The organism is Dysgonomonas termitidis (assembly GCF_054657735.1).
Window position 1 is genome coordinate 3,317,655 of the sequence record NZ_BAAHYD010000002.1, and the last position, 14,957, is coordinate 3,332,611.

General features: G+C 38.9%; 13 protein-coding genes and 1 tRNA gene. 9 read left to right on the forward strand and 5 right to left on the reverse strand.

Translation table 11 applies throughout. The features are described from left to right. Positions 1-20: 20 nt before the first annotated feature. Positions 21-422: a DUF3244 domain-containing protein gene (locus tag ACYQ3L_RS17880; RefSeq protein ID WP_380001935.1), complete on the reverse strand. Its 402-nt coding sequence runs from the start codon at positions 420-422 to the stop codon at positions 21-23. Positions 423-1,068: 646 nt separating this feature from the next. After that, positions 1,069-1,389 (reverse strand): hypothetical protein, encoded by a 321-nt coding sequence (locus ACYQ3L_RS17885; RefSeq protein ID WP_380001933.1) that lies wholly within the window; start codon positions 1,387-1,389, stop codon positions 1,069-1,071. Positions 1,390-1,617: 228 nt separating this feature from the next. On the opposite strand from ACYQ3L_RS17885, the gene ACYQ3L_RS17890 reads away from it, so the two are divergent. Beyond that, on the forward strand, positions 1,618-2,310 hold the full coding sequence (locus ACYQ3L_RS17890) for a hypothetical protein (RefSeq protein ID WP_380001931.1): 693 nt from the start codon (positions 1,618-1,620) through the stop codon (positions 2,308-2,310). A gap of 332 nt (positions 2,311-2,642) precedes the next feature. Beyond that, positions 2,643-5,015 carry a hypothetical protein gene (locus ACYQ3L_RS17895; protein ID WP_380001929.1) on the forward strand — a complete coding sequence of 791 codons (2,373 nt, stop codon included), beginning with the start codon at positions 2,643-2,645 and terminating at the stop codon, positions 5,013-5,015. Positions 5,016-5,065: 50 nt separating this feature from the next. Here the strand turns inward: ACYQ3L_RS17895 and ACYQ3L_RS17900 are convergent, their stop codons facing one another. After that, positions 5,066-5,866, reverse strand: coding sequence for a hypothetical protein (locus ACYQ3L_RS17900; protein ID WP_380001927.1), 801 nt, complete (start codon positions 5,864-5,866; stop codon positions 5,066-5,068). A 226-nt stretch (positions 5,867-6,092) separates the two neighbouring features. On the opposite strand from ACYQ3L_RS17900, the gene ACYQ3L_RS17905 reads away from it, so the two are divergent. The 3 genes from ACYQ3L_RS17905 to ACYQ3L_RS17915 are packed head-to-tail and all read left to right on the forward strand — an operon-like array spanning position 6,093 to position 8,752. Continuing rightward, complete coding sequence (locus tag ACYQ3L_RS17905; RefSeq protein ID WP_291112085.1) at positions 6,093-6,638, forward strand: hypothetical protein; 546 nt, start codon at positions 6,093-6,095, stop codon at positions 6,636-6,638. Beyond that, a complete protein-coding gene (locus tag ACYQ3L_RS17910) occupies positions 6,638-7,108 on the forward strand; it encodes a hypothetical protein (protein ID WP_380001925.1) in 471 nt (156 codons plus the stop codon). Before ACYQ3L_RS17905 ends, ACYQ3L_RS17910 begins: the two co-directional genes overlap by 1 nt. 21 nt (positions 7,109-7,129) lie before the next feature. Then, positions 7,130-8,752, forward strand: a complete 1,623-nt coding sequence (locus ACYQ3L_RS17915) for a hypothetical protein (RefSeq protein WP_380001923.1) — start codon at positions 7,130-7,132, stop codon at positions 8,750-8,752. 211 nt (positions 8,753-8,963) lie between these two features. Here the strand turns inward: ACYQ3L_RS17915 and abc-f are convergent, their stop codons facing one another. Further along, entirely contained in the window at positions 8,964-10,553 is a 1,590-nt protein-coding gene (gene abc-f / locus ACYQ3L_RS17920; protein WP_380001921.1) for a ribosomal protection-like ABC-F family protein, read from the reverse strand. A 416-nt stretch (positions 10,554-10,969) separates the two neighbouring features. Between abc-f and ACYQ3L_RS17925 the strand changes: the two genes are divergently transcribed. The 4 genes from ACYQ3L_RS17925 (at position 10,970) to ACYQ3L_RS17940 (ending at position 13,757) form a co-directional block, all read left to right on the forward strand. Further along, a tRNA-Arg gene (locus ACYQ3L_RS17925) sits at positions 10,970-11,043 on the forward strand. A gap of 291 nt (positions 11,044-11,334) precedes the next feature. After that, on the forward strand, positions 11,335-12,552 hold the full coding sequence (locus tag ACYQ3L_RS17930; protein WP_380001919.1) for a site-specific integrase: 1,218 nt from the start codon (positions 11,335-11,337) through the stop codon (positions 12,550-12,552). Positions 12,553-12,651: 99 nt separating this feature from the next. Further along, positions 12,652-13,146 (forward strand): 3'-5' exonuclease, encoded by a 495-nt coding sequence (locus ACYQ3L_RS17935; RefSeq protein ID WP_380001917.1) that lies wholly within the window; start codon positions 12,652-12,654, stop codon positions 13,144-13,146. A gap of 11 nt (positions 13,147-13,157) precedes the next feature. After that, entirely contained in the window at positions 13,158-13,757 is a 600-nt protein-coding gene (locus tag ACYQ3L_RS17940; protein WP_380001915.1) for a hypothetical protein, read from the forward strand. Here the strand turns inward: ACYQ3L_RS17940 and ACYQ3L_RS17945 are convergent. After that, positions 13,754-14,866, reverse strand: coding sequence for an FtsK/SpoIIIE domain-containing protein (locus tag ACYQ3L_RS17945; RefSeq protein WP_459952449.1), 1,113 nt, complete (start codon positions 14,864-14,866; stop codon positions 13,754-13,756). The two genes, ACYQ3L_RS17940 and ACYQ3L_RS17945, sit on opposite strands and share 4 nt — an antisense overlap. Between the last annotated feature and the right edge of the window lie 91 nt (positions 14,867-14,957).

A 14,957-nucleotide genomic window follows, 5' to 3' on the forward strand; every position in this document is an offset into this window, starting at 1 on the left:
TTATTATATAAAATGAATAATTAATTAACCTCAAAAGTACCATATTTTTTCAATGTCCCGCCAGCATTTTCCAATGAGACAGTATATGTTCCTGACGGAAGTATACTGATATCGACAGACAGATTTACTGATTTTGAAGCGTTTACATTTTTCATATAGTGTACCATGCCTGCTTCATCTTTTATTATCACATTCACAACACCCAAATTAGTTCTGAATGATATATCCATATTCACATTATCCGTCACAGTCACTGTTACCGGAGATACAGTTATCATTCTGGCCAAAGGCATTATAGGTTCGCCCTGACCGGGTCCGCCTGCATTATGTAAGGCAACATCAACATTTTCATCAGTGGCTGCATAGCCTGTTCCGCCATAGCAAAAGATAAGGAACACAAGGAACAAAGTTTTAATTCTCATAATTGTTTCGTTTTTACTTTAATTAATGAATAAAAAGAAGTATAGATAAAGTTTTGTGCGAGGAATATATAAAATTACACTGTATTTTTCATATTAACATATGCAAAAAAGCTACATATAGATTTTTTCATAGATAAAATTATATCAATTTTAACAAAACCAATAATTTAGGTTAAATCGTTATTGTGAAAAATATAGATTTTTTTTAACAAACAACTATCAGAAAAAATGATTTATAAAGACTCGATACATTATTTTCCATTCTCCGTCCATTTTCGGATGGTCATTTTCTATAATAATCTGATAAATGTATATGTTTTCATCAAAAATGGCAACTATCGAAGAGAAAATTATGTTTCAGGGAACTATCTTATCATTTTCCCGTTAATTTGCACAAAATAGCCGATACACGTGCCAGGCACCACATAAAAAAAGAAAAGGTTGTTTCACAACAACCAATCTTCATTATTAACCTTAAAATCTAATACCATGAAAAACACATAGTATTAACGTAACGAAAGTGAATTTTGTTTAATGGATTGTTTCTATGTTAAAATAGATAATGTCGATAAAGTGATGAAACCCGTGGCGGGGAGTCGCCCGGACAAATTACCTGTCCGGGCTTTTTATGATAAAATATATCCGTTTATGGAGCCACCCTCGGCCAGAGGTCTTGATAATCTGTTCTTACCCTGTGCCATTCTTTCAATATCTTATCCACAAAGTGAAATTCATACTTTTCAAAATCATAGGCAGAATCCCACCTGATAATTTCCACACTACCCTCCGGTGACCGGATTGCACCTGCCGATGTGTACGATTTGCCCATTATAGATATAACTTCTTCTTTGGTCATGCCCAATTCCACTTTTCGGACATTCTTTTCAGAATACATTGCATCTTTCACTGAGCCGCAGGATACTAGAGCAATAACAAGTAAAGTAGTGATTAATAACTTCTTTTGCATTTTATACATTTTTTAGTTTTCAATAGTTAACCATATTCTTTCAAATATATCAAAAATAATACGAGCCTGCTTAAAAAAACAATAAAATATTTTTTGTACCCTATCCTCTCTTTTCCACAATTTTAAATGTTTTTAACTATAAGTGCATTAAAGGAATTGATTAAACTTTTATCAAAATAAAAGTAATTTATCTATATCATAAAAATTCATCATTCAACAAGAATCAACATGTTAAAAATCGAAATCAACAACCAGAAAATCTCCTTACCCGAATCATGGGCCGACCTTAGCCTTGCCGATTATGAAAAATGGTTTAAGCACCGCCCCGATGGCAAGATGGAATACGTGCACTTCATAGCCGGCATTTGCAGGCTGGACAGCCAATGGTTGCTTGACTCCCCTACCCAACTGTTCGATGCCATATACGAAGCTGTCAGCTTTGTGTTCGACACCGATTTCGAACCTGCAACAAGGGTCAATATCGATGGGCAGGATTTCTTTATCCCCGTATCGGACAAGCTCACACTGAGCGAATGGATAGACGTAGAGGAAACGCTCAACGGTGACAGCCAAACCAAAATTTCGGAAACGCTGGCTATCGTATGCCGTCCGGCGGGTGAAAGCTACAATCCCGATACTGCCGCCATACGACAAGAGACGTTCCGCAACCTGCCTTGCGACAAAGCCCTACCGTTGCTCGCTTTTTTTTTGTACAAAAAGAAAAAATCAGAGGAGATTTTGCACCATTATTCAACGGTGGTGGATCAGGCAAACCGGTTTCTAAAGGATACAAAGACTTTTGTAATAAATGGGGGTGGTATAAAACAATTGCCGATCTGGCGGAGGATAAAATATACTTATTTGACCAGATCACTGGAAAGGCAGTTGTCGAAGTTTTCGGATTCCTCCTTTACCGGATAGATAAGATGCGGGCTGAAGATGAGCAGTATAAGTTTGAAAGGCAGATAAGGAGGTAACTATTTGGGGAAAATTATTGTATATGCCAACTCGGAAGAATAACCTGTTAAATTCTTATTATATACTTTAATGTAATTATCATCTGTACTCCAACCTCCAATATCTTCCTCTTTTTCACAAGACACTAGATTAAAGGAGATAAATAATGTTATAATAAGATATAAGATATTTTTCATTGTTTTATAGTATTTCCATTTATAAATATAGACTTTTAAATTAACAATTGTAATCTGTTATCAAAAATAAAAAACTTTATCTATACCTTAAAAACACTTATGGCAGACAAAACACTTAAATTAAAAATTGACAGTAGCGATGTTGTAGCATTGAAGGACAAGCTGGAGAATGTGGAAATAAAGACCATAAACGTAATTTCGGCTCAGGAAATATTACAAGGCATACTCACCTCGCCCGAGCCGGTAAAGAATATGGATAAGATTATACCCGCTTACCAAAAGATGGGTACAATTGTAGAAGGCATGTCGAAACTATTGCCCCGCAGCGCAAAAGGATTGCAGGAAGTGCAGGCGTCTATACAAACGGGCATAAATAAAGAACTGGATGGTGCAAAAAAGATAAGCGATGCACATAAAAAAAAGCTGGATGAAATAAAAAAAGAAGAAGCCGCTTTTATAAAATCGGCAAAAGAAAAAGAAAAAGAAGATCTCTCCGTTTTGAATTTTGCGCTCGCGAATGCTAAAAAAAGGGGGGATGATACCACCGTGCAGGAAACCCTGATAAGGAAACTATATGAACAAACAGAAGCCGGAATAACAAGGCACATACAGGACAACAACGACAAGCGCGCCCTGATAATACAAGAGTCGATGAAAAATATGGTTACTGCCATAGACGATAACTACGAGAAGCAGAAAGCCTCGCTAGAAGCCAAGTACAAACTGGAAACGCAGGCAATAAAAAATGCAACCGACCTCACCATTGCCTCCGAAGACGAGAAAACAGCCCACATACAATATTCCAATGCCGACAGGCAGGCGATGGCGATAGCCCGGTTTCAGAAACTAAAAGACCTTGACGCCCAATATAATGAGGAATCGGCCAAGCTGGAACAGCAATACCAGAAAGACAAAGCCGGTACATTTGAGAATTTCCTGAAACAGCGTGGCGAAAAGATAGAAGTACATGTAGATACAGCTTCGAAGAAAATAAAGAAAAGTACGGAGAAAGTGGCTGATGAACTCGATTCCTTCTTTCAGGATATGATGTTGAAAGATAAGACCTTTTCGGACAAGACTGTCAGCCAGATTGTAGACCATTCCGTAAAATCGCAAAAAGCAATTACCGATGCAGCAGAAAAAGCAGCAGAAGCCAACAATCAATCTGTCGATGCTACAAAGAAGAATGCTGAAGCTACCGACAAAGCTGCCGATGCCACAAAGAAGTACCTCGACATACAGGCTACCCGAACCAACTATGCCAACCAGATAAATGAAGATAAGGCGTTGCGGGCATCTATGATGCAAAATATGATGACGCAAGTTGATGTATTTAATGAAGAAATAGCTGCCGCCGGCGACAATGCCGAGAAACGCAAGGAAATAGAAACCAAAAAACTGGAATATATAAAACAGGCAGGTGCCGAACTGATAACTGTACAGCAAAGCATCACTGCCGCCGAGAAGAAAGAACAGGATCTCGGCATGGTGCAGTGGAAGCAGTATACCGAACAGCTAAGCACGGTGGCAAATAGCATAAAAGGGGCACTGACTCAGACCGCAGATTATTTTGGTACGGCATTTGGGGCTATTAGTAGTGTGTATAAGGCAGAGATAGATGCGATTGATGAAGACATAAAACATCTTAAAGCTAAGAATGATGGAATTATAAAAGAAGCAGAAATTAGGACTACGACTATAACTGCTTTAGAAAACCAATTGAAAGAAGCTGTAGCAACAAATAATGAAGATACAATACGAAGTTTAACAGAAAAACTAAATACAGAAAAAAGTGCTGCAACTGAATCGATAAAAATAAAAGAAGAAACTGAAAAAAAAGAAAAAGAACTAACAGAGAAAAAACTTAAAAAACAAGCAGAACAAGAAAAAATAGAAAAACTAAACCGCAAAGCGACATTACTTAAAAATATTGGTGAAGGTATCTTTAATGTAGCACAAGGAGTAACAAAGGCTTTATCTTATGGTCCTATTCTCGGTCCTATACTGGCGGCGGTAGTTGCGGCAGCGGGAGCCGTTCAGGTGGGTATAATGACAAAGCAGCTCGCCAAATTTGCCGACGGTGGATTACTTAACGGCAAACGCCATGCGCAAGGCGGTATGCGCATCGAAGGTACAAATATAGAAGTAGAAGGCGGCGAATATGTTATAAACAGAGAGTCAACAAGTAAAAATCTAGGCTTGGTACGTTACATTAATTCACAACGTAAAGAATTAACACCCTCCGATGTCACCGGATTTTTCGCCAAAGCATCACTGGGTTTCGAACTGCCATTCCAAAGAGAGTTTGCTTCTGGTGGACTAATGCCTGCAATAGAAGCACCCGAATCTATTGATAATGATGCTTTAATAAAAGCAATCAAATCAATAAAAATTGAGTCCAAAGTCGCTGTCACGGATATTATCCGTGCACAAGAAGATGCTGTACAAGTAGATAGATGGTCGGGGAATTGATAAATGCTTTAGCATCACTGGAGATTACAACTCCCCAGTGATGCTAAAGTCTAATAATAAGTATCGCCTGAATATATCTTATAATCGTCATCCAACCACTTTATTATTCTGAAAACTGGCTGTCCACTTGTTTTATCGCCTGAATATATTTTATAATCGTCATCTAACCACTTTATTATTCTGAAAACTGGCTGTCCACCTGTTTTATCGCCTGAATATATTTTATAATCGTCATCCAACCACTTTATTATTCTGAAAACTAGCTGTCCTTTTGTATTATTACCCGGATATATTTTATAATCGTTATCCAACCATTTTATTATTCTGAAAACTGGCTGTCCTTTTGTATTATCACCCGAATATATTTTATAATCGTCATCCAACCATTTTATCATTCTGAATATAATATTATTTTCATCCCCTTCTCCCCCTCTCACAAACACCCCATCCCTATTAAACACAATATCCCCGTCAGCTTTTTCTCCGGCACGGATATAGTCGCCATCGATATTAAAGACCACATCGCCCGTCTTTTTCTCGCCGGCACGTATCAGTTTGCCGTCGATATTAAATACAACGTCACCCGTAGCCTTTTCCCCCGCACGGATATAATTGCCGTCGATATTGAATACCGCATCGCCCGCAGTCGTCTTTCCTGCACGGATGAGATTGCCGTCAAGGTTAAAGACGATATTTTCCTTTTCCGCAGGCGGGGTTACCGGTGGTTCGGGTTCGGGAATGTAAGGGTCGTTCTTGTCGCCGCAGCCCGCAAATAATAAACAACAGACCAAAAATAAGCCCCCCAGCCCCCGTAGAGGAAATATGGAAGATATGTGAGTGAGTAGTTTCATGTAATTAGCGTTTAGCTGATAGCCGTTAGCTATTAGCATTTTTGTAATACAACTGTTTTTTAGCCAAAAGCTATTGGCTAAAGGCTAACAGCTTCCTCTTACAAATATAGACTGAATAATTTAACAAAAGTTTAAAACTCTCAAGGGAATTTTTCTTGTGAAGAGTTATTATCAATTTTCAAAAACTTTATCTATATCATAAAACATCTCTAACAACAAAGAAGATATGATAAACAGCATTCTACAAATCTTTCGCCAACAGGCGCAGCAACACAAGACCATCAGGGCCTTTTATTACAATCGCAACTACGAACTCGGCAGCGGTAAGGAAACCCATCCCCTGTTCTGGCTCGAAGACCCGCTGACGGGACGCAATCAGGACAATGTATTCACCAATTCCGTAAACTTCTCCATCCTGTTTCTCCCAACAACCGAGGAGTCGGTGCATCACCTGCAAAACCTGGCTTTCTCTATCGGGCTGAATATTATTGAACGGATAAAGAAAAATCCGGATTATGGTATCAGTATCCGTCCCGACTGGACATACACCACCCTGCGCGACTATTACGACAACAATGCCTGCGGCTGCCGTTTTTCGGTCAACTTCACCCAGATAAATATGCAGAATCTTTGCCTGATAGACGAACAGTTCGGTGCGGACAACCAGTTTGAGGACAAATCTCTTTTACCGGATCTCGATATGTTTCCGGCAAACAATTGTGAAGTATTTGTACAAAAGCTGCCCGATTTCGACATCAAAACCCGTAAATAATGGATACAGCGATTACAAAAGCCATGGAGGCCATCGCGGCCGATGTGTTAAAGCTGTCGCAAACAATACTGTCGGACAGGAATATAGGCACAAACACGAAAACAGGAAAGAACACTCTAAAAAACAGCGCATTGGAAGATAGTGTCAGAGTAGAGATCCGCAAGATGGGCGAATCGGTAGTGATAGAAACCCTGTTCGATAATTATATAAGCTACATCGAACAGGGACGGAAACCCCGTACAGGCAAACAACCTCCGATCGACGCTTTGCGCGACTGGGCTTTATCGCGGGGCATACCCACCGACAACAGTACATTGTTCCTTATCGGCAGGGCTATCTGGCGCGACGGTTACGAGGGACGTCCGGTGCTGGCAACGCTGGAGGAGGAAATAGAAAAGCAATGGGACGACAAATGGGCGGACATGCTTTTTGATACGATAATAGATGAGTTAAATAAATATTTTGAATAAAACAGTAAAAAACGGTAGAAAATGGAATATACAATAAATGAAACAGCAAAGATAGAGGGGCCGGAAATAGTTTCTTTAGCCGGGAATCCCAATTTTGTAGTATTCGAAAGTGTGATAGGGAAAGATACATCATTAAACAATAAAATCGATTTCAACTTACAGGTTTTAAGAGTAAAAGATATAGAGGAAAGTGAAACCGGATTTGAGTTTATCGACACATTATCAGGCACCTTACATAGATTCACAGGTACAGACGATAAGAGTAAAGTCAGCAATACCACATTTCATATAAACAGGGAAAGCGCTGCCATTACAACGGAAAACATAAGGAAATGCCTGTTTTCCGATTCTTTCTTCAAAGGAAATTTCCATATATCGATACCCCTTATCGTGAATGAAACCGGGATTGAAAACGGAACAACAATCAATATAGTCTCGAAAGGTTCCGGCAGGGCGTACACTTTAAAATCGTTCAAACCTGAAAACAGCAAATTTATAAGCATCAATGGAAATTACACCCAATCATACCACCCCGATTCCATCCTCAGAGACGACGAGAATTGCGAAATACAGCTCGACATCTACAAAGACATTGATATACTGCCTGGCATAAAGGATCATTCCAAAATGGGAACTTATGCCACTACCCTGTCCAAGTCTTACTTCGGGGAACCTTTGTGGTTCGATATGAATACAATGTGGCTCAATGCGAACTTATATTCGGACAAATTCCTCGAAGGAAAAGGCTGGTATGATACGGGCACAATGACTGATTACCGTTTTGTTGCCAAGCGTTTCAATGGAGTCGACACGGAAACATTCTATTATTCCGGTGTATTGTTTGCCATTACCGGATACGACCGCAATCTCGAAAATAATAATTTATCGGAATATGTTTACGATGTCAGTCAAAATAATGAGATAAAGCCGTTGACCCGGCAACCCGTGCTTACGCATATCAGGGGGCAAAAGCAATATTTCAATTTTATCCTCTCCGATTCCGGCCCCGAAAGCAACGACACACAGTGCAGGCTGGGAATACTATACAAAATCTATACACAAGCCGGCAGTTATCTGGGCTGTGAAATTTCGGATGTACAAAATAAAGATAAGTACAACGCCATAAATACCGCATGCCTCGATATAGACAACGTAGTATCGGACAAATACGCAAAAGCAGGCATCATAAGGGTGCATTTTTGCCGCGACGGGAAGGCTGTGAGTAAACCCATTACCTTTAGAATGCTCCCCGATTGCCTTTATAATGTAAATGATTTTGCATTTCTGAACTCGCTGGGCGGATGGTCTTCCTTCAATTTCGGCGGAATGGAACAGACCGATTTTAAATCGGAAACCACAACAATCCATCGCACCCAAACACCGGATTATACGATCAGCAGCCGTATAGAATCAGTATTCACTAAGGATGTAACCGAACAGTTCAGCGCCCAGACCTCACCGATAACACGTGAAGTAGCCGAATGGCTGAAAGAAATAAGTTCGTCGGCAGCTGTCTATGAACTGTCTACAAAGCGGTATGTAATAGTGGACGAACTGAATGTGAAGCACAATAGTAAGGATGATCTCTTTACCCTTCAAATGAAATATCATTATTCGGATTCGTATAATGCGAGGATAAAATAGGGCGATGAATCATGATGTTAATCGGTGGTGGAATTTAATGTTCTGTTTTTTTCACATAAGCGTTCTTTGTAACAACTTTCATCTTTCGGTTTAAGTTTGTCGCGCCCTGCCGGGCTTGTCCTCATTTTGGCATTGTCCAAAAGGGACACAAGCAATCTTTGATTGCGTGTAATAGAAAAAACAGAACATTAAATTAACATCATGATCCAATTCATTGAAGTTCTATCTCATAATCGATATTCATCTGTCCGATAAAATATTGGTCATGCGAAACGAGTAATATGGTTCCTTTATAATCTCTGATTGTGGAAGTAAGTATTTCTACATTTCGTATATCGATATTATTCGTGGGTTCGTCCAGTATAAATACATCCGGTGTATTGGCCGATACCATCAGGCAACTGAGAGCCAGCTTCATTTTTTCACCACCGCTAAGCAAGCCGCACTTTTTATCCCATGAGGAGTATGAAAAAAGAAACCGGTTGAGTATTGTCTTTATCTCATGTTCCTGTAGTCCCGTACTGAATTGCCTTATCTGTTCATAAACGCTGTGATCGTTATTGATAATGGAATATTCCTGGTCGAGATATACATAACTGAAATCAGCCGTTGTCAATATTCCGGCCTGTGGGGGCAATTGCCGTGTCAACAATTGTAGCAAAGTGGTCTTACCCGACCCGTTACTTCCTCTTAGCAATACCCTCTCACCGCTTTTTATCTGAAAATTCAATGGGTTTTTCCACAGGAGATCGGCTCCATAGCCAAAATTTACATCTTTCGCCGTAATCAGAATCTTTCCCGCATGCAACGCGGATGTACTGAAATCTGTTTTCATTGATTTCATATCAGGCAAGGATTTCCTGATATCGCCGATATTTTCCCTCAAAGAACCCATCTTCTGTTCGTGTGCATCTTTCTGCTTTGCAGTACTGTTTTCGGCCTTATTCCGGAGTGTATTGACTATAATACGGGCTATCCCTTTCTGTTGAATATCTTTCTTATTACGGGCATCCCGTTTCTGATTTCGCTCAGCAACTTCCTGTGCAATCTTACGGGCCCGGCGCAATTCTTTTTCCTGTTCTTCGAGCTTTGCCTGCAACGAATTCATTTCCTGTTCTTTTTGCATTTTATAAAACTCGTAATTTCCTGCATAATAAGCAATTCCATCTTTTCTCAATTCATAGATTTCGGGCAGCATGTTCAACAGCATCCTGTCATGGCTGATAATAAGCATTGTTTTACGAGATGAGGATATAAAATCGTACAATTTATCCCGGTAATGATAGTCAAGATGGTTTGTGGGTTCATCAAACAAGATAAGTCCCGGTTCATGTATCCCGATGCCTGCCAGAAAAAGTTTCGTTATCTCGCCTCCACTAAGGCTGTCGAGCGATGTTGAAAAATCTATATAGTCCAGTCCCCACAGAGACAGGGCTATCCGGGAACGTTCTTCTATATCCCAATCGTCATCAAGGATAGAAAAGTTTCGGGCTGAAGCATCACCATTGAGAATTGCATGCAATGCCCTTAATTTATCATCCATTCGCAAGGCCTGCGCTACAGTCACCCGGTTATATTGCCCGAAATGCTGAGGTATGTAATATGGATGTGAAGTACGGATCACTTTTCCTGATACGGGAAATAAATCCCCTTTCAATATATGCATCAGTGTAGATTTACCCGAACCGTTATCGCCTATCAAAGCTACTTTCTGGCCTTTGGTTATAGAGAAACTGATATCCTGAAAAAGTTCTTCTTTATCGGGATGTATATATGATAGTTGTTGTACCGAAATACACATAATACTTCTTAAATTTAAAATGTTAGTACTTGATTGGATTAAACACGAAATAAAGCTACCGGAGATGATAGCAGAAATCATATCCGTTTCTTCTGACGAATATAAATATTAAGCCTGTGTGCTTATATTCTTTTAATTACATATGCGGAAAGTATAGACTAAAACAGGCTAATGCGCTGTACTGTATAGTCAGTTAAACAATTGAGAAATAAACCTGTGTATGATATAAGATTTTTACATTCTCATCGGAGTAGTTTTATTGTTCGGATGTAAAATTAGTAAATGTAATTGATACAGGCAAGAATTTATAATCTTTTGTATCATCTCCGATATTCCATTATGAAAACTTTTAGCCAAAAATCTTTTATTTTAGCCAAAATATACTATCTTTGCACTCGCTAAAAAGCAAAAAGGATGGTCCGGTAGCTCAGCTGGATAGAGCAACAGCCTTCTAAGCTGTGGGTCGTGGGTTCGAATCCCGCTCGGATCACTAAGCGAACAGAACCTAACAGTCTGTTGAACGCCAAAAGAGATCAAAAGTCTTCTAAACTAATGTTTTAGAAGACTTTTTTTATAGCCCGATGTCAAAACCTATGACAAGTCGAGGCAGGAAAAAGACTACTAAAAGTCAGAATTAGCTACTGAATAACTACTACTATCCTTTTTTACAAATTTAGTAGTTGTTTTAGCAAAAAACTCTCATTTACTGCCGATTGTCGCAGAGTTGTCCTGTATTCTTCAATAACTAAACAAGTAATTTGTAATTTTAAAATTGAAGATTATGAGATCAACATTCAAGACACTTTTTTATCTGCGGAAGAATCAACCGAAGAAAGACAAAACCGTACCTATTATGGTTAAAATCTCAGTTAACGGGACATCCGTCCAATTCAACAGTAAGATAAGCGTAAATCCCGCAGTTTGGGATTCCAAAGCAGGAAAAGCCATCGGACGTACTAAGGAAATAATGGACATCAATGACTCTTTAGAGAATTTGAATGTATCTATCCGAAAATCGTACAATAAACAGTTGGACGAATATGATTATGCTCTTCCCGAGAAGATTAGAAACCAAGTCTTAGGGCTTGAAAAAGGGGCAAAAACATTAATCGAATTTATTGATTTGCATAATGAGCAGTATGCAAATAGAGTTGGTATCAATACCACCCGTACAACCTTTATTCGGTATCAGTTAGTCAAACAACGTATACAGGATTTTCTAAAATTGAAATATCATATATCCGATATTCCTTTACGAGATCTGACTCCTGTTGTATTAGAGAATTTCTATCTATATCTTCGCAAAGACTGTAATTGTGAAAATAACTCCTCGATGAAGACCATGCAACGCTTGCGTAAGATTGTTTATTTCGCTAAAAATATGGGCGAAACTATGGCAGACCCATTCCAAAGCTTTCGGGTACATTTCGAATCTGTCGATCGGGAGATTCTGACAGAAGAGGAGATTCACATGATATATAACAAAGAATTCATTACCGGAAGATTGGAACAGGTTAGGGATATTTTTATTTTTAGCTGCTTTACCGGACTCAGTTACATCGATATGGCTAACCTGGCAGATGAAGATATCAAAGAAGCCTTTGACGGAAATCTATGGATAATGACCAAACGCCAAAAAACAAACGTAAATTCAAATATTCGCTTGTTAGATATTCCTAAAGCTATATTAGAAAAATATAAGGGAAAGCAGAAAAACAGTAAATGTTTGCCCGTTGTTTCCAATCAAAAGATGAATGAATACTTAAAGGAAATTGCGACAATATGTGGAATCACAAAGACGGTTACCTGCCATGTTGGAAGGCACTCGTTCGCCACTTCAATCGCCCTGTCGAACGGAGTTCCGATAGAAAGCGTATCTAAAATGCTGGGGCATACCAGCATCCGAACGACTCAAATATATGCAAAAATAACAGACCGGAAGATCAGTAAGGATATGGATATGCTGGCTCAAAAAATGAACAGACGGCGAAGTAAATAAAAACAAAAGCCTAAATAGGCGATTTTTGAATTCGGAAAGCTTTTCACAAAATTATGTGGAAGGCTTTTCTTATTTTTGTTGAATAGATAAGTAGAATATATGCTCCGAGACTTTGCAGCCATAGATTTTGAAACAGCCAATCAGGAATTATCCAGCGTGTGTAGTGTTGGTATTGTTGTAGTACGCAATGGTATTATAACGGAACGCTTCTATAGTTTGATTCAACCCGAACCAAACTACTATTGTTATGGCAATAGTCAAGTTCATGGCTTAACAGTCCAAGATACCGACAATGCAAAGCTATTCTCGGAAGTCTGGCGAGAAGTTGAGCCACTTATCGTAAATCTACCTTTAGTGGCTCACAACAAAGGTTTTGATGAATCCTGTCTGAATGCAGTCTTTCGGACTTATCGGATGGATTATCCCAATTATGTATTCTATTGTACGTTGGCTGCATCACGTCACCAGTTGAAACATTTACCCAATCATCAACTACATACGGTTGCCGAAGATTGTGGCTATATTCTGACTGATCATCATAATGCTTTGGCTGATGCGGAAGCTTGTGCGGAGATAGCGTTGCAGTTATTATAAATTTCATTTTTATGGAAGAAAAACCAAGAATAATATTCATGTTCGAGAAAAAGCAGAACAATAACAAGCTTCCTTTTAACTTGAGAAAGAGATTATCCACCCGTATCGGGATGGACGATATTCACGAAATAACTTATCTGATTCAAAATAATAATAAGGAGAAACAAAAGCTATATAACTTCGCATTCGATGAAGATGATACCATAGCCACAAATGCGCTTTGGATAATGACCCATTTTTCACTCTATGAGAATGAATGGTTGTATCAAAAACAGAATGAAATGATTGACAGGGTATTAGTTGTCACGCATCCATCACAACAAAGATTATTGCTGCATTTACTATACAGGCAACCATTGGCAAACCCTCCCCGTGTCGATTTTCTTGATTATTGTTTAGATGAAATGCTTTCCCGGAAAGCTGCTCCCGGAACAACAACACTTTGCATGAAACTTGCTTATGAAATGTGCAGAACAATACCCGAATTACTGAAGGAATATTGTGCAGCATTGGATATTATGGAACCGAGTCTGCTTCCTCCATCTTTAAAAACTGCCCGAAGGAATATCATAAAAGCAATACAGAAAGGTAAAAGCCTACAAAACTGCTAATTACCTTTATTTAATGAACTTATTTTTTGTTCTAAGCTATATTCATCGATAATTAATACATCACGTGGCTTACTTCCCTGTGTAGGGCCTACAACACCCGCAACTTCAAGTTGATCCATTAGTCTTCCGGCTCTGTTATAACCTATTACAAATTTGCGTTGAATAAGAGAAGTCGAACCTTGTTGATGTACAACGATTAATCTGGCCGCTTCTTCAAACAAAGGGTCTCTCTCATTTAGATCAATACTCCCGAGGCTATAGTTATCGGAAGAACTAATGTATTCCGGCAATTCATAAGCATGTGAATATCCCTGTTGATCTGCAATGAAGCAAACAATCTCTCTGATTTCCTCTGTCGATACATACGGTACTTGTATCCGGGTTGTATTCATCTCATTACAATATAGAGCATCACCTCTACCCGATAGGTCTTCTGCTCCATTTTTATCAATTATTATCCTCGATTCTAGAGAGTCAGAAACTTTGAAGGCTATCTGTACAGGAAAATTAGCTTTTAGATCACCTGTAATAATATTTTTTGTAGGACGTTGAGTTGCTAAAATAATATGGATACCGGCTATATGTCCTTTTCCGGTTAGTTGTATTAATGATGATTCCGTTTCCTTACCCGAAATCATGGCTAAATCTGAATATTCGTCAATTACAACTACGATGTAAGGTAAAAAGCGATGGCCTTGAAGTGGATTCAATCTACGTATTTTAAACCTTTGGTTATACTCACGGATATTTTTTGTACCACTTTTAGATATGAGTTCATAGCGGTCATCCATCTCCTTGCACAGTGATTGTAGTGTTCGCACTACCTTGTAAGTCTCTGAAACAATAGCCTTTTCAGAATCAGGGAGTTTAGTCAGATAATGCTTTTCAATCTGAGAGTACAGATTAAACTCTATTATATGAGTATCAATTAGTACAAACTTGAGTTCTGCCGGATGCTTTTTGTATAGCAATGATATTATCATGTTGTTTAGCAAAACAGATTTTCCCTGTCCGGTAGCTCCGGCAATGGAAAATCCAGTGAGCGTTGCCCCCTCGTGCCAGTCTAAATTGACCCCATGTACCAAAATATGTTTGACCCTTTTCGCCAAAATAAAAATGTCCCCTGTCGGAATATAAACCAACAGGGGATTTTTATGTAATTTAGATTTACCCTCCTGGTCGATGGGTTAAAACTAAAAT